Annotated in this window: 18 protein-coding genes; 7 read left to right on the top strand and 11 right to left on the bottom strand. The window is 70.1% G+C overall.

Annotation, left to right across the window (positions count from 1 at the left end; translation table 11 throughout):
* Positions 1-57: 57 nt before the first annotated feature.
* The 4 genes from AB0J52_RS00935 to AB0J52_RS00920 form a co-directional block, all read right to left on the bottom strand.
* The gene (locus AB0J52_RS00935) at positions 58-891 is read right to left on the bottom strand and encodes a glucosamine inositolphosphorylceramide transferase family protein (protein WP_500179483.1); all 834 of its coding nucleotides are present in this window, start codon (positions 889-891) and stop codon (positions 58-60) included.
* A 19-nt stretch (positions 892-910) separates the two neighbouring features.
* The gene (locus AB0J52_RS00930) at positions 911-2,077 is read right to left on the bottom strand and encodes a glycosyltransferase family 4 protein (protein ID WP_500179482.1); all 1,167 of its coding nucleotides are present in this window, start codon (positions 2,075-2,077) and stop codon (positions 911-913) included.
* Between the two features lie 163 nt (positions 2,078-2,240).
* Positions 2,241-2,702: a recombinase family protein gene (locus AB0J52_RS00925; RefSeq protein ID WP_500179481.1), complete on the bottom strand. Its 462-nt coding sequence runs from the start codon at positions 2,700-2,702 to the stop codon at positions 2,241-2,243.
* Between the two features lie 156 nt (positions 2,703-2,858).
* Positions 2,859-4,196 (bottom strand): AlbA family DNA-binding domain-containing protein, encoded by a 1,338-nt coding sequence (locus tag AB0J52_RS00920; protein WP_500179480.1) that lies wholly within the window; start codon positions 4,194-4,196, stop codon positions 2,859-2,861.
* A gap of 590 nt (positions 4,197-4,786) precedes the next feature.
* Between AB0J52_RS00920 and AB0J52_RS00915 the strand changes: the two genes are divergently transcribed.
* The 5 genes from AB0J52_RS00915 (at position 4,787) to AB0J52_RS00895 (ending at position 9,306) form a co-directional block, all read left to right on the top strand.
* Positions 4,787-6,118 (top strand): transposase, encoded by a 1,332-nt coding sequence (locus AB0J52_RS00915; protein ID WP_500179479.1) that lies wholly within the window; start codon positions 4,787-4,789, stop codon positions 6,116-6,118.
* Positions 6,118-6,903: an AAA family ATPase gene (locus AB0J52_RS00910; RefSeq protein ID WP_500179478.1), complete on the top strand. Its 786-nt coding sequence runs from the start codon at positions 6,118-6,120 to the stop codon at positions 6,901-6,903. The genes AB0J52_RS00915 and AB0J52_RS00910 overlap by 1 nt, the downstream gene beginning before the upstream one ends.
* Entirely contained in the window at positions 6,900-7,385 is a 486-nt protein-coding gene (locus tag AB0J52_RS00905; RefSeq protein WP_500179477.1) for a hypothetical protein, read from the top strand. The genes AB0J52_RS00910 and AB0J52_RS00905 overlap by 4 nt, the downstream gene beginning before the upstream one ends.
* Positions 7,382-7,681 (top strand): hypothetical protein, encoded by a 300-nt coding sequence (locus AB0J52_RS00900; RefSeq protein ID WP_500179476.1) that lies wholly within the window; start codon positions 7,382-7,384, stop codon positions 7,679-7,681. The genes AB0J52_RS00905 and AB0J52_RS00900 overlap by 4 nt, the downstream gene beginning before the upstream one ends.
* A 776-nt stretch (positions 7,682-8,457) precedes the next feature.
* The gene (locus AB0J52_RS00895) at positions 8,458-9,306 is read left to right on the top strand and encodes a hypothetical protein (protein ID WP_500179475.1); all 849 of its coding nucleotides are present in this window, start codon (positions 8,458-8,460) and stop codon (positions 9,304-9,306) included.
* Positions 9,307-9,591: 285 nt separating this feature from the next.
* Here AB0J52_RS00895 and AB0J52_RS00890 read toward each other — a convergent pair whose 3' ends face one another.
* From AB0J52_RS00890 to fxlM, 5 genes are all read right to left on the bottom strand, one after another.
* Positions 9,592-10,389, bottom strand: coding sequence for a thiopeptide-type bacteriocin biosynthesis protein (locus AB0J52_RS00890; protein WP_500179474.1), 798 nt, complete (start codon positions 10,387-10,389; stop codon positions 9,592-9,594).
* 22 nt (positions 10,390-10,411) lie between these two features.
* The gene (locus tag AB0J52_RS00885; RefSeq protein WP_500179473.1) at positions 10,412-11,485 is read right to left on the bottom strand and encodes a lanthionine synthetase C family protein; all 1,074 of its coding nucleotides are present in this window, start codon (positions 11,483-11,485) and stop codon (positions 10,412-10,414) included.
* The gene (locus AB0J52_RS00880; RefSeq protein WP_500179472.1) at positions 11,482-14,127 is read right to left on the bottom strand and encodes a lantibiotic dehydratase; all 2,646 of its coding nucleotides are present in this window, start codon (positions 14,125-14,127) and stop codon (positions 11,482-11,484) included. The genes AB0J52_RS00885 and AB0J52_RS00880 overlap by 4 nt, the downstream gene beginning before the upstream one ends.
* Positions 14,128-14,350: 223 nt before the next feature.
* A complete protein-coding gene (locus tag AB0J52_RS00875) occupies positions 14,351-14,497 on the bottom strand; it encodes an FxLD family lanthipeptide (RefSeq protein ID WP_500179471.1) in 147 nt (48 codons plus the stop codon).
* Complete coding sequence (gene fxlM / locus AB0J52_RS00870; protein WP_500179470.1) at positions 14,497-15,747, bottom strand: methyltransferase, FxLD system; 1,251 nt, start codon at positions 15,745-15,747, stop codon at positions 14,497-14,499. The genes AB0J52_RS00875 and fxlM overlap by 1 nt, the downstream gene beginning before the upstream one ends.
* 300 nt (positions 15,748-16,047) lie before the next feature.
* On the opposite strand from fxlM, the gene AB0J52_RS00865 reads away from it, so the two are divergent.
* Entirely contained in the window at positions 16,048-17,388 is a 1,341-nt protein-coding gene (locus AB0J52_RS00865) for an NsdA family TPR-like regulatory protein (RefSeq protein WP_500179469.1), read from the top strand.
* A 229-nt stretch (positions 17,389-17,617) separates the two neighbouring features.
* Here AB0J52_RS00865 and AB0J52_RS00860 read toward each other — a convergent pair whose 3' ends face one another.
* On the bottom strand, positions 17,618-17,824 hold the full coding sequence (locus AB0J52_RS00860; protein WP_500179468.1) for a DUF397 domain-containing protein: 207 nt from the start codon (positions 17,822-17,824) through the stop codon (positions 17,618-17,620).
* A 14-nt stretch (positions 17,825-17,838) separates the two neighbouring features.
* Positions 17,839-18,720 carry a helix-turn-helix domain-containing protein gene (locus tag AB0J52_RS00855; RefSeq protein WP_500179484.1) on the bottom strand — a complete coding sequence of 294 codons (882 nt, stop codon included), beginning with the start codon at positions 18,718-18,720 and terminating at the stop codon, positions 17,839-17,841.
* A 267-nt stretch (positions 18,721-18,987) separates the two neighbouring features.
* On the opposite strand from AB0J52_RS00855, the gene AB0J52_RS00850 reads away from it, so the two are divergent.
* Entirely contained in the window at positions 18,988-19,260 is a 273-nt protein-coding gene (locus AB0J52_RS00850; RefSeq protein WP_500179467.1) for a hypothetical protein, read from the top strand.
* The last annotated feature ends 209 nt before the right edge of the window (positions 19,261-19,469 follow it).

Below are 19,469 nucleotides of genomic sequence, written 5' to 3'. Positions count from 1 at the left end.
GCCCCGCCGCGGCCTGCGCGTTCGGCGGCCGTGCCGATGCGCACAGGCCGTGCGGCGTCACGTGGTGCCCCAGCCGTCAACGCAGGCCAGCCATCTTCCCTGGTGGTGGATCGGGTCTATGTGGTGCATCCCGCCCTGGTTCCAGGGCTGGCGTGCGGCGTGGGCGAAGGGGTCGATGGGTGTCGGGGTCTCCTGGTGGTCGTGGGGTGTCAGGTCGGTGACGGTGAAGGCCCGTACTCCCATGCCGTACCCGCCTCGGCAGTCCTGGGCGTAGCGCACAAGGTGCCCGTTCCATCGCACGGGTCGGCCGGCCGGGCGCGCCCGGCCGGGGTCGCCGGAGATCAGAGGGCTGGCGGGGTGTTCGGACCACGGCCCAAAGAGTGTGTCGGCGTGGAAGAGATGCAGATGGTCATGGTTGTGCGGGCCGCAGGCATACATCCACCATCTGCCGTCATGGCAGAACAGCGTCGGGTCGGCCAGTGGCCGGTGCAGCAGGACCATGACCGGCCGCCAGCCGGTCGGGAACGCATCGGCCACGTAAAGGCGCACCTGCCCGGTGCGCCGCGTCTCGGGGACCAGGTAGATCCTTCCGGCGTGGGTGAAGACGAACGGGTAGGACAAGTGGAAGTCCTCGGAGAGGACCACGCCGTTGTAGGTCCAGGATCGATGGTCGACACTGTCGGCGTGACCGATCCGCCCCAGCCCCGCGGCCCGGTCGTAGATCTCGAAAAACATGTGCGACCGGTCGCCGACGCGCAGGGTGAAAGGGTCGGCGACGAAGGCCGCGTCGAGGTCGTGGATGTGATCGCGGGTGAGCACCGGGTTACCGGGGGCCGGCTCCAGGTGCAGGGGGGATTGCCCTTCGAAGATGCCGATCGACCAGTCCTGCACAGGCGTCCTTCCTTGTGGGTCACCGCCGGGAACCAGCACGCGCCGCCCCGCCCTTGGCGGCCACCAGGCCGGTCAGCAGGGCGCCCCAGCGTTCGCCGAGGATGTCGATGTCGTACTGCCGGGCCGCTTCGAAGGCGTTGCCCGCCATATCCCGCCGCAGCCGGTCGTTGTCGATGAGCTCGATCAGTGCCGTGCCGAGGGCGTCGATGTCGCCCGGTGGGACGAGCAGGCCGGTACGCCCGGGCATGATGATCTCGCGGGGGCCGCGGGGGCAGTCGAAACTGACCGCCGGGACGCCACAGCCGAACGCTTCGACGATCGTCCTGCCGAAGCCCTCGTTGTCGGAGCTGACCGCCAGGATCGACGCCTGGACCAGCACGGCCTCGATGTCGTTGGCATGCCCCATGAACTGGACGCCTGCGCCGAGTCCCAGCCTGTCGGCGAGCGCGCGAAGGTCGGCTTCCAGCGCTCCGCCGCCGTAAAGCCGCAAGGTCCAGTCCGGGTGGGCCGCCCTCACCCTGGCAAAGGCGCGGATCAGCAGGTCGTAGCGCTTGACGGGGTCGAACCGGCCGGCTGCCACGACGACCCGCTGGTCCTGTGATGAGCGCAGCCGTCGGCGCGGACCCAGTTCGCCGGGAAGCGCCACCACCGGCACGGCCCCACCCAGCATTTGCGCATAGTCACGGCGGTCGCTTTCGGTACGGGTCGCCAGCGCGTCCAGTCGCGGATACCAGCGGCCGATCTGCTCCAGCATGGCCGTGTCGTGAAAGCCGAAATTTCGGTGCTCACGCCCGACGACGACCACACCACGCGGCGTGAGACGGGCGGCGAGCAGGTTCAGGCCGCTGCGCGTGGCGATCAGGACGTCGGTCCGCAGGGCCCGCAACGCCCGCCACAACCGCGGGTCACCGCGGAGCGGGACCTCCCGGCGTCGAGGGTCGGCCCGACAGATCAGCCGGCTGGAGCAGCGGTCCAGCCAGCGACAGACCCCCGACCGCCCGCGAACATCGACCATCGTGCGCACCCTGACCCGCGCATCGACGCGATAGAACGGCTCCTCACAACAGCGAAGAACAGTGATGATCTCTACCTGGTGTCGGTCGGCCAAGTGGTTGGCCAAGATGATGTTGGACCGGAAGGTGCCACCCATCTCGTACGCGCTGTGCAACAGGAACGTGATTTTCACCAGCCGCCCCGCCGTTCCATCCGCTCCCTGAGGAACCAAGGCACCAGGTCCGCTCCAGCGACATAGTTCGAGCCCAACATGCCCACCCCGCCTCCCCCGGGCCGGCTCGCCAACGCGACCTCCGATCGTCCAGAGATCAGGCACAGCCGCAGGAACCGCCGCATCAGCCTCGACATGCCCATCCCCTGATACAGGGCGAAAACACACCCCACCCGGGGAGAGCTCCAACAAGCGAGGTGAACCCGATCTGCCGGCCGCGCAGCTCGGCGACCATGGCGATGAGGTCCTGAAGGGAGCGGCCGTAGCGGTCCAGCGAGGGGACGACGAGGGTGTCGCCGGCGTCGAGGAAGGCGTGGCAGGCCTTCAGTTCGGGGCGCGCGGCGGTCTTGCCGGACCTTTTGTCCGCGAACACCTTGCGGCACCCGGCCGCCTTGAGCGCGTCGATCTGCTGCTGCAGGTTCTGGCCGATGGTGGAGACGCGGGCGCACCCGATGCGGATCTCGGTGCGGCTGGCGGGGAACGCGGCGAGCGGATCGCCGGGGAGTTCCAGCGCGGTCGGCGGCGAGCTCGGCTCGGCGACCGGCGAGGCCGGTGTGTTGGGGCGGCAAACCCGGAATTCTCTCAACAAACGGCACTACGGGGTTATTGAACGCGGCAGGTTTTGAAGGGATTTCCGGGGCCGCCGGACTCTTCGGAGTGATCTTCAATTAACGAAGGTTTCTTGAAGCTGGAGACCGCCCGTCGGCGGCCGAGGCGATCTATCGAGCAATGCGGTCTGGCCTCAGCCGGTAGCCCATGGCGAAGGGCGGCTCGCCAGTAGTTCCTCCATGCCGAGCAGCCCAGCGTCCAATGCCGTCTGCACCAGCCAGGCGTCGACCTGCTTGTGCCGGCTGGGGGGATCGGTGAGGTCGAAGCCGGGGTCGGCGAGCAGATGCGCGCCGTGGGAGTTGCCTGCCTCGGGGATCGTCTTGAGGGCGCCGATGTCCAGGGTCTGCGGGATCGGTCGCCGAGTGACCAAGTGAAGGGCGCGGGGTTGGGGAACGGCCAATGAATCGATCTGCGCCAACTCGGCGAGCGAGCCGACGACGTGCTGGTCGACGAGCGCGGCGACCAGCACGTCCATGAGCCCCCCGAGAGCATCGACGCTCATCTGCCAGTCGGGCTCAGGGCGGTTCTGCTGGCTGCCGCTGGCTGGAACCCAGCGGGCTTCCTCCGTTCTGAGCCAGCTGGCGATACGGATCGTGACGTCCAGGTGCACCAGAAGGTGGGTGGCGGGCTGGCCGTAGCCGCCCGGCACCTCGGCCGACAGCAGCGCTTCGACGGGAACCGGGCCGCCGGAGGTCCAGCCGGATGGCAGTCCCTGCCACTGGAGCCTGATGACGCGGGATCGGTTGTGTCCGCGGCGGTGGAACCGGCGGATGCCGCAGCCGCCACCACCTGAGATCAGGTCGGCGAGCTGGCCGACCAGTTCCGACCGGTTCAGTGCGTCGGCCAACTGGTCGACGTCCTGCTCGCGCAGCGGACGCCAGGCCGCCCGGGGATCGATGCGGACGTTGAGACCGGATCGAACGATCAAATCCACATGCTCGTCCGGATCACCCGTCGGCCCTCGCGGGAGGTCGGGGGGCCGGATGGACCACGGGTCAGCCTGCGCGACCGTGTCGCTCTCGGCGAACATCGCGGCGAGCTGCTGCCAGCTGGCCGGATGAGTGGTGTTGTGGTGCCGGACCGGCGCAGCCCCGTCAACGAGCAGCGGTCGCGGCCCGACGCCGGGCACCACCCGCATGACCAGGACGTACTTACCCGAGCCGTCGTCCATCGGGACCGGGATGATCTCGGGCACCCACGGGGGCTCAATGGTGCTGTGACAGTGCTCGGACACGCTTTCGAGCGTCTTCTCCTTGACACCGGTGACTTCTCGGTCATCGGTGACACCGACCAGGACCAGACCGCCATAGGTGTTGGCCAACGCGGCCACGGCCTTGGCGATGGTGGAGGTCATGTTGGCCTTGTACTCCAGCGTGGGGCTCTCGGGACCGACCATCGCCACCAGCCGGCGAATCTGATCGATCGTCACCTCGGACGGAGCACTGTGCAACAGGGTCTGGGCCAGGGACACAAGATTCATCATCGTGGATGGCGGACCTGTACCGCTCACGGTTTTCAGGCACACACGTCGTTCCCGCGCCCAAAGGGCAGGTCGGCGACGGGCTTGGCCGGTCCGTGCCAGTCATCCCGAATTTAGCGGACGGTCCGTGTTCGTATTGCTACCGTCCGGGATCGTCAGGGGTGGTGATCTGTCCAGCTCCAGGAGAACACGATGTCCCGACGCGGCCCGCGGGTGGACGCGGCGAAGCGAGCAGCGGCAATAGCCCGCTTGCGGCAGCTGCGTGCCGCCGGGCAGCTGACCTCGGGGCATGTGCGGCTGGCGGCAGAGGGGCTCGGGGTGAGCGGGCGGACAGTCTGGCGGTGGCTGGGCGATCCGGACGGGGACCGCGGACGTCGTCCAGGGCCGCAGGCGTACCGGTTGACCGAGACCGACCGTGAGGCGTTCGCGTACTTCTACGGCAACATCGCGGCGCTGCACCGGGCGCGGCACGCGGTCATCGCTGCGCACGCCGCCACGCCGCCACGCCGTCCGCCGCATCATCCGCCGTGCCGGCCGATGCGCCCCTGGGTGTCCTCGAGGGGGAAGTGGTGGCGGCCGGGGTGCCAGTGCCGCTGTTCCTGGTGGAGGGCTGGGCGGATGCTCCTCCGTTGTCGCTGCGGTCGCTGGAGCGGGCCTTCGCCCGGCAGTTGACGCCCGCCGAGCGGGCCGCCTGGACGCGGGGTGAGGCCGGGGTACGGGCAGTGAGCGTGTTTGAGCAGCGCACTCCGTCGGCACGCAATGAGTGCTGGGAGATGGACCACAAGCAGCTGCCGATCCTGGTGCTGCCCAAACGCGGGATGACCGCGTGCCGGCCGTGGCTGACCGCGGTGGTCGACGATGGGACACGGACGCTGGTCGGCTGGGCGATCGCGCTGACCCCGACCGCCGGCACCGTGCTGACCGCGGTGCGGATAGGCATGGTGCACGACCCGGCTCGTGGGCCGTTCGGTGCGGTCCCGGCCGGGGTGCGCATCGACCGCGGCCTGGAGTTCGCGGCCACCGCGGTGCGCGAGGCGTTCGCAGCATTGTGCGTAGAGATCGACCGGCTTCCCGCCCGTCACCCGTTTCGCAAGGGCAAGGTCGAACGGGTCCACCGCACCATCGAGCAGACCCTGCTGCACGCGCTGCCCGGCTACACCAAGGGCCCGCGCGACGCCGCCGGCCGGCTGTACGGGCCGCTAGACGATCGGCTCGCCGCCCGCGTCGCCGCCGCCGAGGTCGAAGCCGGTGAGGGCGGGCCGATGGCGCTGGAGCGGTTCGTCGCGCTGTTCGCCTCGTGGGCGTCCTGGTACAACACCGACTGGCCGCACTCGGCGCTGGAGGGCCGCACCCGGCTGCAAGCCTGGCACGACGCCCCCGGGCCGCTTCACCGGATCGAGACCGCGCAGCTGCGGTACCTGCTGCTGGCCGGTCAGGACGCGGTGATCGGCAAGTACGGTATCCGCCGCAACAACCTGCACTACTTCGCCCCCGAGCTGCAGGGACGCGGCGGAGAACGTGTCCAGATCCGCTACATGCCGCACGATGACCGGTTTGTCGAGGTGTACGGGGACGGGGAGTTCCTGTGCACCGCCGTCCCCCAGTCCCAGGCCACCGACGCCCAGCGCGCCGCGTTCCGCGCGCACGCCGCCCAAGAGCGCAAGCGGCTGGGGCGGTTGCGGCGCAAGGCCGCCGCGCGGGCCCGAACGACGCTCGTCCCGCTCACCGACGGCCAAGGCGCCGTCACCGAGGCCCGTGTGCTCCCGGCCACCCCCGGCGATGAACTGGCCGCGCGGCGCGGCGAGGATCTGCTGCGCCGCCGCGCCCGTACCAACCTGCTCGGTTTGACCGACCCCGCCGCCGGCCCCGCCGCAGATCCCGCTGGCGAACCCACAGACGAGCAGGAGGGCTGATGCCCCGGCACTTCGTCGCCCTCACCGGCGCCGCCACCCTGCAGACACCGCAATACCAGCTGACCGGCCAGATCATCGACGACCTGATCAAAGTGTCGGCGACCGGGGTGGTGCACGGCGTCGCCGGCACCGGGAAGACCTTCGCGGTCGAGGCCCACCTGGAGCGGCTGCGCGAGCGCGAGCAGGCCCGGCCGGGCACGCGGAAGGCCCCGCAGGTGGTCACCTGCACGCTGGCGTTCCCCAGCAAGCCGACCATGCGGCTGGTCGCCGACGAACTGCTGAAGGCGCTGACCGGGACACCCGCCCCGCGCAGCCGCAACCGCTTCTACCTGACCGCCGCGCTGATCGAGCAGCTGTCGGGACCGCGGCGCCTGGTGGTGGTCGACGAGGCGCAACGCCTCAACGGCGACTGCATCGAGCTGCTGCGGCACCTGCACGACCATCCCGACACCCGGTTCGCGCTGCTGTACGTCGGCGGCGACGGCTGCTGGGAGGTGCTCTCGCGCGAGCCGATGCTGGCCTCGCGGGTGTTTCGCCGACTGCCGTTCACCAAGCTGGAGCGGGCCAAGGTGCCCGCGCTGATGCGCGGCTACCACGCCATCTACCGCGACGCCGACGAGGCGCTGCAGACCGAGGTCGACGAGGCCTACGGCAAGGGCATGCTGCGCAACTGGGCGGTGTTCACCCAAACCGCGCTGTCGCTGTGCCGCGCCCACCGGCTCAAGCAGATCACCGCGGAGGTCGCCGACAACGCCTACGCCAAACTCGGTGGCGGCCTGCCATGAACACCGACCCCAGCCTGCCCCCGCAACCGCCGACCCAAGCGTTGCTGGAAGTACCGCAGCTGGCGCCGCCGGGGGCGCCCGTGCCCGCGGTGATGCTGGTCGACAACGCCGGCGATGAGCTGGCCGCCACGCGCCACATCAACGCCTGCGGAGGACCGACGCACGGCCGGGCGGTCATCCGTCCCACTCCCGGCGCCCGCGGTCTGACCACCCTGGGTCTGGACGTTCTGGTCGCCGCCGGAAAGCCCCCCGCCGCGGCCGCCGGTGAGCGCGTCACCGCGCTGGCGTGGGAACTGGCCGAAGCGTGGCTCACCGGAGCGGCGGTCAGCGACCTGATCGTCGACCGAACCCACCTGGTCACCGGCGAGCAACTCCTCAGCTCGCCACCGCGACCGGTGCGCGGCTATGGCTGCTGTGGAGCACCTCCCTCAGCCCGGACATCATGCAGCCCATCCCCACATTGCAGCAGGCGACCGGCGTGATCCCCGAACGTGTCAGCCTGTGGGAGTTCTACGCCCGCCTGCCCACGGTGCCCGTACCCGCCGCGCCCGCTGCCGTGCGATGGCCACCGCTCCCGGCTGCGGACTTCACCACTTTCCTGGCCGCCTGCCGCCGCCACCTGGACCGCCGCGACTTCGCGTACATCGCGACCGTGTACTACGCCGCCGCCGAAGCCACCGACACCTGGCTGGACGCCTACGACGAACCCTTCGCCGCCATCGACCGCGACCTCAGCCTCGGGTTCGTCACCTCCCTGACGGCTGGCTGCGCGACGTAATGATCGGCCCCGCGCCCAGCCCGCAAGCCGCGCTGGTGCGCCTGCGCGCGGTCCAGGCCGCGCTGCTGGTCCGCCGGGTGCTTTTGCAGTGGCGGCCGGACGCGCTCGGCCCCAGCCCGGCCCGGCGGCTGCTGGGCGACCTGACCGCCCCGCGCGCCGCCGCGCTGGAGAAAAACTGCCGGACCGACACCGCCGCGGCCACCGCCCTCTCGCTCCACCTCAACCGCGGCACCGGGCTGTTCGACGAGCTGCGCATCAACGACATCGCCCCCGACGGATCAGCGATCCGCGGGCCCCACGCCCGCGCCCTCAACGAAGCCCTCCGCTTCACCTCCCACGAGACCATCGCCCAGACCATCAAGGGCCCCGAGGCGGCGATGGCCTACTTCGCCTTCGCCCCGATGGAACCCATCCGCATCCCCGCCTTCGTCCCGCCGGATCTTCACCGCGCACCCGGCCTACCGGCGCGGCCAGGGCGCCGCCGACACCGACACCTACTTCCTCCACCCCGACCAGCCCGAGACCCACTCACCCCACGACAGCCTGCGCGAGGCGATCCGCCGCACCCTGCGCCAACTGAACCTGCAGGCCAACTGGCTGCACGACGGCCACTGCAAATACGGCGCCGACATCGCTCTGACCCGCCGCAGCTACGGCTGGCTCATCGAGCGCGGCCTGCACCTGGCCCGTATCCCGCTACTGGACTCCACCCAGATGCCCTGGCCGCCACCTTCCAGCCGTGCCCGACCACCCTGGATCCGCCGCAAGGAGCCGATGTGAAAAAGAGGATCCGGGGCATCCACGACCGGTTGCGGAAGGCCGGGCTGTCGCTGTGGGAGATGGGCGACCTGCTGGGCATCCACCCCCACCAACTCGGCGCCGGCCCGCAGCCAGAACTGATCGACCAGCCGGTACGCGTCCTCATCGAGATCGCCCGCCAACTCGACATCCACCCCGCCGACCTGGTCGCCGAGTTCCACGGCGTGCTTGGCAAACGACGCCAGCCGCATCACGGCCAGTCCGGCACCGCAGACAAGGACGCGCTCGACGACACCGGCGGGGACGACGGCCTGCGCCACGACACCCTTACCGTGCTCACCGCGCTGGCCACCGCCTCCACCCCGCTCAGCGTCGACGAACTCGCCACCGCCCTGCGCTGGCCTCTCCCCCGCATCACCGCAACCCTGAACAACGCCTACGACCATCCCGACGTCGCCGGCCCGCTGGCGCTACGTCGCGTCGCGCCCGAGCGCTACACCCTCACCCCACGGCTGGACACCCTCACCGACCACGAACGCACGGCTATCCACGACACCGACCGCTCCCGCGGCCTCCTGGACGAACACGACGCCCTGGTCCTGCTGACCGCGCTGGCCGAGGGAGACGGCCCGCGCTACCTCGCGCACCGCGCCAGCGAATCCTGGCGGTACACCGAACGCGCTCTGAAGGGCAGCGGCCTGCTCTACAGCCGCAACGGCCCGCACCACGTCTCGGTCGCCGACGACGTGCTGTTCAGCCTGCGCTACCGGACCGACGACCACATCACCCGCGAACGCGACGAGTACATGCCGCAAGGCGGCCAGCCCTGGCCCGAGTTCGCCATCGTCGACGAGCCCAGCGCGTAACCACCACCCGCCTCGTAACCGTGGGATGGCCGGTGCACCGCCGACTACTGACAAGAACGTGTCGCCGGACCACTGACACCATCTCGTCGCGTCCGCTGACGAAAACCTGTCGCTCAACATCACGCCCGTGTTTCATAGGAGATCGCCTATGAAAGGCGCTCCCGTCTCCGTGCTGACCAGGCCGTTCGCTGTTGCATAGGTCGTTGCAAAACGCCCGGTCTCCTGCAACAGACAAATGAACGTGCGGGTGGCCTGCCGGGGTTCGCTTGTCGGTGTCTTTGCAGGTCACCGAGCGCGCGATCCACTGAAGGTGCCCACCCGGGGCCGTTCGCCGAAGACGGCGTCTGTAGCGGCACGGGCCAGGAGCGCTTGGGTGGTCCCCATGATTCCTATCCGGTTCCAGTGGAAGATTACGTGTTCGGCGGTTACGGCGCGGATTCCGCGGGTGAGGCGGCCTTGCTCTCGCAGGTGGCGCAGTTGTTCTCCCGCATGCTGAAACGCCTGGATCCACGTGGTGGTGAGGTCGTCGGTGCGGAGGTTGCCGAGAAGAAGCTCACGGACGTCGCCAGTGAACGTCGCCCAGGTTGAGGCGGGCGGCCGGTCCGTCCGCAGTGGCGCGCGTTGGTCGGCTACTCGGGCCCAGACGTCTCCTTGCTCGCCGAACTCCAGGCCGGCGGCGCGCATGTAGGCGGTGCACAGGACGATGGACAGCTCGCGGCGGTTGTGAGCGTTGCCGCTGAGGTAGGTGAGGAGGTGGCGGCTGTCGGCGTAGAAGAGCTGGTGTGCGAAAGCCATCGAGGCTGTGCCGCCGAAGGCGTGAGTCTCGGGCTCGTAGATGTCGCTGGTGGCTTTGACGCCTTGGGTGAGGAGGTGGTGAATGGACTGGCCGGTGCTGTCGCCTGGGGTGGAGAGGTAGCGGATGCGCCAGTGTCCTTTGCGGGTGAAGAACCAGGCGGTGATGAGGCCGTTTGCTTCGGCGTCCGGCAGGACCCGGCTCAGGTGGGCGACGCCCTGGAGCTCGCGCTCGCGGGCGCTGTTGCTGGGGAAGGTGAGGTTGACTTGCGTCCAGTTGGTGTCGGGCATGGTCGTTTCTCCTTGGCGGGAGTCAGCAGAGTAGGAGGCAGGCGTCCCAGGACGAGGTGACGCCTGCGGTGGTCAGTGCGACGCCGGCGGCTCCGTCGAGGAGGCCGTCCGGCTCGTCGGGGGCGGCGGTGGCGCGCTGGTGCCTTAGCAGCAGGGGTGTGAGCGGGATCGGGGTTGGAGCGTCGGCGGCGACTCGTCGACCGGTTGCCAGGAGGCCGCCGGTTCCGTGGCAGAGTCCCCGTCCGGTGAGCTGGCCGGCTTGGCGGGGGTCGGTGACGCACGAAGTGAACGCGGCTTCGGCGGCGCGTTGGCGGACGGGATCGTCCAGGGCGCGGGCGGCGAGCTGCTGGGCGCGGGCTATGCCGGGGGTGCCGTAGCACCAGGATGCGCGTGTTGGTCCGCCGAGCCCGGCGTTGTCCTGCTGGAGTTGGTGGAGGGAGAGGGTTTCCGGCCACCACTGGCCGTTGTCGTCCCGCTGCTCCCACCGGTCCAGCCACTTGCAAATGCGGGTGATCGCTGCGCGCTGCCCGTCGACTTCGACGCCGTCGAGCAGGGCGAGTGCCAGCAGAGCCAGCGGCCCGGTGATCCCATGGGCCAGCCCGTGGTTGCTGTGGCCGCCCGCCGGGCCGGGTCGGTTGCGGTTGGGACCGGTGGGGCACCACCAGCCGGGCAGGCCGTGGAGGGGTTGGGTGAGCCGGACCAGGTAGGCCAAGATCTCGCGGAGCAGTGCCTGGTCACCGATGCGGCGTAGGGCGACCCCCAGTCCGGTCAGGCCCCGGATGAGGTCGAACTCCCCGTAGGGGGCGTGCTGACGGTGGTCGATGCGGCGATGAGCGGCTTCCAGGCGTCGCCGCGTCACCAGCGCTGTTCCCGCTGCCGCGGTGGCCTTGGCGCGGGCGAGGCTGGGATGGTCGGCTGCGGCCAGGACGAACGCCAGGGCGGGTGCCCCGAAGTACAGGCTGGCATCGTTGGCGATGCTGACACCGTTGGCGACGGCTGCCTTCAGAGCGGCGAAGGCGTCGTCCCAGCAGCCGTTCTCCAGGTGGAGCAGGGCGATCCCGACGGCTCCCTCGGCAAGGTTCTGGGCTGGGTTCATGATGGCCTGCGGGCCAGGGCGCTATGGGCGGCGGCGCGGGCGAGGCGCAGGCAGTGCCGCTCGGAGGCGGAGTCGACGCCGATCGCGCGGGCGTGGTGCAGGTGCAGGAGGTCGGCGAGGACTTGGTCGGTGTCCAGGCCGTCCTGGTCGGCCGCGGCCCGGTAGGTCTTCAGGGTAGCGGCGAGCTCGGTTTGCGGGGCGAAGGAGTTGACGCAGGACAGCTGGGCCGGGGACAGGCGCGGGCCGCTGCGATGCGGCACATGCTCGACGAGCCAGGTGGCGCCGTCGCCGGTGAATCCGTCGGCGATCGCGATCATCCCGGCTGCCGCGGCCGCCTGCCGGTCGCCGGCCAGGCGCTCCAGGACGGCGCGGGAGTCGGCGGCGAACACCGCTTCGGCCGCGGCCAGGACCGTCCTGCTTCCGTGGCGGGTCTCGGGCCGGTAGGTGGCAAGGAGGTAGTCGGTGAGAACGCCCTCCTTGTCCAGGTGCTCCGCCCACTCGGCGATCTTTTGGGCGACGGCGGTGAACTGGCTGGGATCGGCCAGGGGGATCCGCAACCGCACGTGAGGGGCTGGGGTGGGATAGCGCAGGAACCACCAGCCTGCCGGGAGGTGGGGCGGTGCCCGGTGGAGTTCGGCGAGGATGTCCTCCGCTGTGCCGACGAGTCTTGCGTCCACCCAGCGCGATCGGGCGGGCCGGTGCTGGAGCGTGGTGACGGGCCGGGCCGGGCGCGGTACGGGGCGGGGGCCGGTGGCGACGAGGGTGGTGAGGAACTCGGCGGGCCTGCTTGCCAGCCATCCGGGCGGCTCGGGGGCTTCGGTGAGGACGACGCTCTTATGCCGGTCGAGCTGGTCGCGCAGGAGCACCGCCTGGGCGGGGTCGTCCAGGTCCAGGCGTAGCCGGACGTCGTCGTCACCGATCAGCACCTGGATCGGCAGACGTCGCGACATCCGGTGCCGTTGCCAGGCGCTGCGCCAACGTGCCCATGACGCGGTGCGGTCGGGAAGGTCAGCCTGGTGGATGGTCCAGCGGGCCGGATGCAGGATGGCGCGGCCCCGCCGGATCCTGGGCAGGTAACTGAGGCCGCGAGCGCGCCCCCAGTCGAACGGCGCGCACGGTGCTGTCCAGGCCGTCCAGACCTCAGCGAGGAACCGGACGATCGGCTGCTGGAGGGACGACAGGAGAACGCTGTTCAGCAGAAGAGGCTCGACGGGGCGGCCTGTGGCGAGGGAAGCCAGCCACAACCGGTTGCCGTCGCCGGCGACCGCCAGGTCGGCCAGCGTGTAGGCCGGGTCGGGATGGAAGTCGCCGACGGGCAGCACGGGCAGGAGTTCGGGGGTGCGGGCGAGCGCGGCGAGCCGGGGCTCCAGAGGAGGCGCGGACAGCTGCACGGTGGTTGCGCCCGGTAGAGCGGTCGGCAGAGTGCTGTAGACGCGGCGGAACCGTTCCCGTTCAGTGCAGGTGAGCAGATGAAGGAACCGGGCCGCAGCAACTCCGGCGTGGCGGGCGCCGCTTAACACCGTCAGCGTGAACGCGCCCCGATCCAGGTCGCCGAGCGCGTCGGCGGCAAGGGCGAATCGCAGCTCGGTGTGAGGGATCGGAGGACGGTCGTCGTCGCCGCGCAGCGCCGCGATCAGGTCATTGTGGAGGACGATCTCGGTGCAGCCGTCCAGAGCCGAACGCTGCGCCAGGTCGGCCAACAGGGCGTCCCGGGTGGTCAGCAACGGGAGTTCCCGCCGGACAGATCCTCGGTACCCGGAAGGGAAGCCCAGGACGGTGACGACCTCGCGGAGCGGCACGGCCGCGCCCGGCCCCCACCGCTCGATGAACGCCTCGTGGTAGGCGACCCAACCCGGCAGGCGCGGTGCCACTGCCACGAGGGCGTCGGCGGCCCGGCACACCTCCTCGACGATCGGCGGGGGCAGCGTCACCGAGCAGTCGACGCGCCGGTCCACAGAGGCGTGGCCGCCAGCGCCGGGCAGGGCGTCCGCCGGGAGGTGGCTCGCCAGATGTGCGATGGGGTCGGTCACGGTCATGGGCGGCCGGACCGCTGACAGCAGCGCCTGGGCACGCACCAACGCGCGACACAACTGCTCGGCCTCGCCGGTGCCGTGGGCGACATGAGGGGCGACTTTGGCGGTCAGCTCGGCGAACGCGATGGAGGAGCGGGCGGTCTCCAGGACCATCCGTACCGGTTCGGTCAGCCCGATCTCGGTGTCCCACCGGCGGCCGTCCTGGGACCGGGCGCAAGGGACGACCCACGCCTGGCCGCGCCGGTATCCCGTGGCGTTGGTCACCACCTGCATGGTCCGCAGCGTCGGAAGGTCGTCCTCGGCCGCAGCGGCGCACTCGGTGATGGAGCGCTCGTCGGGAAGGACGGCGTCGCGGTGCTGCCGGCCCCAGCGGACCGCCGCGTGGTCGCCGAACGCGACGGGGGCGACGCCGGCGAACTGGCCGAACGGCGTTGCGCGGGTGGTCCACCTGAGCAGGTATCGGACGGTGGTCTCGACCACGCGGCGCAGGCGGCGCGTGGGGAGTGAGCCTCCGGCCAGGACTCGGGTGACCTGGGCGGCGAAGGAGGGGGTCGCGCAGGTGACGGCTTCGGCGAAGCCCGGCAGCTCCCACACTTCCCGCAGCCACATCAGCCACGCGTCCGGCTGATCGCAAGTCAGGTCCGGCCAGGGCGGAACTTCCAGGTCCAGAGGGTAGGCGGCGGCCCTGATCAAAGCCGCCTCGGTCGCGTGGAACGTCGTAGAGGCTGGGAGGTCGCGCATCTGAGTTCACCGTTCCGAATTCCAAGAAGGGGGCCCGGCCTTCAGCAGGCCGGGCCCCCGGGACGAACGATGCTGCTGACAGCTGATCAGGTCAGTTGCCGGGGCCCGTGCAGGCGTTCGAGCCGGTGTTGCCCGATCCGCAGCCGTCGTCGGTGTTGGTGGCGTGGCCGCTGGCGGCGGGCCCGGCGTCGACCAGACGCACGTCCAGCTGGTAGTAGTCGTGCTCTGTGGTGTCCATCAGGAGAGTCCCTTCTCCTCGGTGGGGGTGAAGGTCAGGACGAGGCGGCTGTGCCGCTTGTCCAGGACCGTCCCGGCCGGCAGGTCGCCGTCGGGAGTCTGTGCCGCAAGGACGCGCAGCGCCGGGGACGGGCTGTCCTCATCCACCCAGGCGCGCATGTGCTCGACCATCCGCTTGGCCGCGGCTGAGCCGTGCGGGCCGTGGGCGATCGCGCCCACGTCGAACCGCTGGCCGGTCCACAGCAGCTGCGACCGGTAGCAGAACGCGCCGGTCTCCACGGTGGCCGGGGTGCCGAACCGCCACGCCGGGGCCACGACGCCGGACTCGACGGCGGCCTCCTGCGCGGTCAGGATCACGAACTCGTCCGCCTCACCGACCAGCCGGGTCGCCAGCCACAGGTCCAGGTCCGCCAGGACCGTGCGGGGCGCCAGGCTGAGGCCGGTCCATGCCTGCTGGCGGTGCTGGAGCATCAGCTCGGTGACCATCGCCGGGTCGACCTGCTGGTCCTCGTCCAGCCGAAGGTGGACCCCGTCGGCGATGTCGAGGTAGCGGACCTCGTGGGCTCCGGCGCCCTGCACGGACACGAACCCGCACTGGCGGTGGCTGTGGCTGACCAGCTCCTGGCCTGCCCGCCGCAGCGCCCACGAGCGGGTCAGCCCGAAGGTGCGCAGTGGCACTACGAGCACACCGCCGTCGGTGAGCTGCTCCCGCCACGCCGCCGGGATGTCCCAGGCGCCGGCGGTGACGATGATCAGGTCGTAGCGGCGGCCCGGCCCGACCGGGTGCTCGCCGTCGGCGCACACCACCTCGACGTCGTGGTAGCCGGCTGCGGCCAGGCACGCCGAGGCGCGGCCGGTGACCTCCGGGTCGATGTCGACGGTGGTCACCGATCCGGCCGGGCCGACGAGCTCGGCCAGCAGCGAGGCGTTGTAGCCGCCAGACCCGATCTCCAGCACGTGCCGGCCCTTCAGACCGTCCAGGGCGTCTACCGCCTGGCCGAGCATCTCGGCGATCAGGAACGGCGCTGAGACCGAGCTGATGCTCTCCTCACCGCGCCGCTTGGTCACGATGGCGGAGTTGGCGTACGCCTCGGGAAGCGGGGTGTTCGGCGCGTACAGCTCCCGGGGGACGGTCCGCAGCGCCGCCTCCACCGAAGCAGGGAGCATGAGGCCCTTGGCCGCCTGGTCGGCGATCAGCTGGTCGACCATGCGGTTGCGGAGGTGCGCGCTCTCCAGTGTGTCGACGGTCATGACGGCGTCCTCCTGAATCGTGGCCTGCTGCGGCCTGAGCGGCGCAGGCGGCTGCTGATGTACCGACCGGCCATGCTGCCCGAGCGAGCCGTCGGCTCCGGCGTGAACAGTCGCTTGACTAGGTCGTTTTCTTCTAAGCCGCACGTCAGCGCGGCGTGAGGTCCCTGCTGTGCCGGGCTCATGGGGCGGGATTGCTCCCGTCGAAGTGGCCTTGGCTGTAGTGAAAACGCTTCCGCGGTCCCGTTGAAGGGGGGAGGCTGGCGCAAAGGCTGAAAGTGCTGAAAGTTCGGGGAGCCGCCGATGGCAGGCCGCAACGACCGCCCGCCGAACACCGCCCTCGCCGCGCTCATCGACCAGGCGCGATGGACACCCGGGCAGCTCGCACACGCGGTGAACCGCCTGGGCCGCGAGGCCGGACTGAAGCTGAACTATGACAACACCGCGGTCCACCATTGGCTGTCGGGGACGCTCCCGCGGGCACCCATCCGGCCCCTGGTGTGTGAGGCGCTCGCGCGACGCCTCCAACGCCCCATCACCCTGTCCGCCGCTGGCCTGGGCCCCTGCCAGACCGAACCCGCCCCGGCCGCGGATATCGTGACGAGGCTGGTGGATCTTGGGGGTGCGGACATGGACCCGAGCAGGCGAGCAGTCCTCGGCCTAGGCCTCTACTCGGCGGCCTTGGCCATCCCCGGCTGGTCGGAGGTGTCCGGACGGTTCGACCGGCTACGCCGTGACCCCCATACCCGCATCGGCCCTGGCGAGGTCGACGCCGTCCGGAAGATGACCGACCACCTGTCCTCGCTGGATGACCAGTTCGGGGGGAAGGCGGTGCGGCCCCTCGCCGCGGCGTTCCTGGTCAACACGATCGCGCCCTACCTACGGGCGCAGGCCGGCGAGGACATCCGGAGCCAGATGATGTCGGCCGCCGCTGACCACTGCTACCTCACCGGCTACATGGCCATGGACGAGGGCGTCGAAGGCGTCGCGCAGCGCTACTACAGCCAGGCCCTGGAGCTGGCCGGGTATGCCGGTGACCACCTGACTTACTGCACCACGCTGCGCGGCATGTCGGTGCAGGCCGTGGACCTGCATCACAGCACCACGGCGCTGCACCTGGCCGACGCCGCCGCAGCGGCCTCGCCGCAGGCCGGTCCCAGGTTGCGTGCGTTCCTGGCAGGGCAGCAGGCGCACGCCGCCGCGCAGGTCGGCGCCCGCGCCAGAGCCCTGACCCACCTGCGGCGAGCCGAGACCGCCCTCGAACAAGCCGAGTCGCAGGCCAAGGCGCTCGGCTCCTACGATCCCGCCGCGATGAGCTACCACGTCTCGCAGGTGTCGTTCGAGCTGGGCGACGTGAAGGGATCCATCGCCGCCTTGGAGCGCTCTCTGCGCATCAGGCCCCCCGCCTACAAGCGGGTCCGTGTCCGCAACCGCGGGATCCTCGCCGAGCGGAAACTCGCGGTGGGGCGGTTGGAGGAAGCCTGCCGGGACTGGGGACGGATGCTCGATGACTACCCGGCCGTCCAGTCCGGGTGGTGCGACAAGCACTACCAGACCATGCTCGCCGCGCTGCGCCGCCATATCCCCAACCCGCAGGCTCGGGACCTCTACGAACGGGCCCTGACCACTCGCCCATCAGGCTAACCGCACGCGGGGCCGATCTCCCAAGGAGCGGCCCCCAGGGCCGCGGCGGGTTTGCGACCCAGTCGGCGGTGGCCGTCGCTGTCCCACTGCAGCTCGCGCATCAAGACGTCGTCGCTCAGGCGCGCATCTTTGTGGAAGGGCGAGCGTGGCCACGGCACTGCGGCCCATCAGGGTTTTCGGTCCTCGGTAGGTGGGCAGGTGAGGGGCCCTTTGATGTGCTGGAGCGGCGTCAGGCTTGGTCGCCGCCGAGGCTTTTGACGCCGCGTGTGAGGGCGCGCCAGTCGTCGGTGGTAAGGGTGAGCTTCGGACCGTCGGGGTCCTTGGAATCGCGGACGGCGACGACGTCGGCGAAGCCGGCGAGTTCGACGCACTGGTCGTTGGCCTGAGCGCTACGGCTCGACTTGCGCCATCGCGCGTTCGAAACGTTGTGGGGCATGGGGCCGGGTCTCCCTACCGCTGCTCATAGGTCCGCGCGGCTGCCGAGATCAGTTCGAGGGATTCAGCCAGGTCGCGAGCTGCCGCGTGGAGGTGCTCGAAAGCGAGCTTAGAGGCGGCGATGTCCTCCTTGCGCTCAAGGTAGAGAGTGCCCGCGATCGTCTCGACGAACACGACGTCAGGGTCGGTCTCCTCGGCGAACGAGAAGACCCCGAACGAACCTGACATCGCCGCGTGCGGACCGACGCCGAACGGGACGACCTGAACCTGGACACGCGGAGCCTTGGCGACTTCCAGCAGGCGTCGGAGCTGCCTGCTCATGACCTCCGGGCCACCGATCTCCCGGTGCAACGCCGCTTCGTCGAGGATGACCCACATGTCGAGGCTGCCGCCGGCCTCGATGACCGCTTGTCGCTTCATCCGAAGCTCGACGCGCCGCTCGACTTCCTCTTCGCTGTACTCCTGGCGACTCCTGATGATCGCGCGAGCGTAGTCGTCGTTCTGAAGCAACCCAGGGATCACCAGGGGCTCGAAGATCCGGAGGGAGGCCGCGGATGTCTCCAGGTCGACGACCGTCTTGTAGTTGCGGGACAGGATGTCGTTGAACGGCTGCCACCACTCGTCACGCCGTTTCGTCTTCGACTCGCGGGCAAGTGCGATGAGGCGATCGCGCTGTTCTCCTTCGGGGACGCCATAGTGATCGAGCAGGTCTGCGACGTCGCCCCAGCCGACAGCGATCCGGCCAGTCTCGATCTTGCTGACCTTGGCGCTGTACCAGCCCAGCTGGGCCGAGACCTCGTCGCCGACCTTGCCGGCCGATTCGCGGAGTCGTCTCAGTTCAGCTCCGAGTCGCCGCCGCCGCATGGTTGGGGATGGGTTGTTCCGGTTTGCGCTCATGATCACCCGTCGAGGCTCGGAGAATATTCTCGGGAGATATTGCCTGCAGCCTGATTCTGCATCACACTACCGGAAGTGTGCCTGACATCACTGATCGTGACGAGGGGAGTGAGTCCATGCGTCAGTCGCGCTTTCACCGGAGCTGCGGAGACGGGGGCCTCGCGCTCCTTGGACGGCACTCGGTGAATTAGACCGCCGCGCGACCAGGCATCGGCCTAGGAAACCCCGCCCGGCCGCGCGGCCCAACCTCACAAAGGAGGTGTCGCCATGGTAGACGCGTCACGGGCGACGAACGATGCGCTGGGCGGCAAGGGAGTCGCTCTGGGCGGGTTGTGCCCGGGCTGGCACACCCAGCGCATTGGCGAGCGCCTGCTCGCACGGCGGCTGCGCGAGCTGTCGGACTACCAGCTTGGGTGCGGCTGTCTCACGGAGATAGCCGCGAACTCGGTCGGGGAGCTGGTGATCCTGTGCGAGGCGCAGAACCTGCTGGCCGAGCGGGTCACATCTGCTGAAGCGATAGCGCGCCAGACAGGGCGATGAGGGCCAGAGCCGAGTAGCTGTCATTGTTCGCGGTGGCCGAACGCACCAACCGCTGAACCCAGACCGTGTTCTGCCTGATGAGTCATCGGCAGACAGGCGGATGTAGCTGGGCGGTGGGCTGACTGTCGACGGTATTTCTGGACCGTTGTTGCTGGCTGGCGTAGTTGTCGGCTGGCCCTCGCGTACGCGCAGGCATCCCGTGTGGAGAT

The sequence above is a fragment of the Spirillospora sp. NPDC049652 genome, assembly GCF_040675125.1.
In the GTDB taxonomy this organism is placed as follows: domain Bacteria; phylum Actinomycetota; class Actinomycetes; order Streptosporangiales; family Streptosporangiaceae; genus Spirillospora.
The sequence above is the reverse complement of the archived record's forward strand: the minus strand, read 5'-3'. Positions and strand labels throughout refer to the sequence as shown.

Excerpts from the sequence above, each read along its gene's own strand:
- AB0J52_RS00865 (WP_500179469.1), top strand. The coding sequence starts at position 16,048 with ATGGCAGGCCGCAACGACCGCCCGCCGAACACCGCCCTCGCCGCGCTC.
- AB0J52_RS00855 (WP_500179484.1), bottom strand. The coding sequence starts at position 18,720 with ATGAGCGCAAACCGGAACAACCCATCCCCAACCATGCGGCGGCGGCGA.
- AB0J52_RS00850 (WP_500179467.1), top strand. The coding sequence starts at position 18,988 with ATGGTAGACGCGTCACGGGCGACGAACGATGCGCTGGGCGGCAAGGGA.
- AB0J52_RS00905 (WP_500179477.1), top strand. The coding sequence starts at position 6,900 with ATGAACACCGACCCCAGCCTGCCCCCGCAACCGCCGACCCAAGCGTTG.
- AB0J52_RS00890 (WP_500179474.1), bottom strand. The coding sequence starts at position 10,389 with ATGCCCGACACCAACTGGACGCAAGTCAACCTCACCTTCCCCAGCAAC.
- AB0J52_RS00860 (WP_500179468.1), bottom strand. The coding sequence starts at position 17,824 with ATGCCCCACAACGTTTCGAACGCGCGATGGCGCAAGTCGAGCCGTAGC.
- AB0J52_RS00875 (WP_500179471.1), bottom strand. The coding sequence starts at position 14,497 with ATGGACACCACAGAGCACGACTACTACCAGCTGGACGTGCGTCTGGTC.
- AB0J52_RS00910 (WP_500179478.1), top strand. The coding sequence starts at position 6,118 with ATGCCCCGGCACTTCGTCGCCCTCACCGGCGCCGCCACCCTGCAGACA.
- fxlM (WP_500179470.1), bottom strand. The coding sequence starts at position 15,747 with ATGACCGTCGACACACTGGAGAGCGCGCACCTCCGCAACCGCATGGTC.
- AB0J52_RS00885 (WP_500179473.1), bottom strand. The coding sequence starts at position 11,485 with ATGAACCCAGCCCAGAACCTTGCCGAGGGAGCCGTCGGGATCGCCCTG.
- AB0J52_RS00880 (WP_500179472.1), bottom strand. The coding sequence starts at position 14,127 with ATGTGGCTGCGGGAAGTGTGGGAGCTGCCGGGCTTCGCCGAAGCCGTC.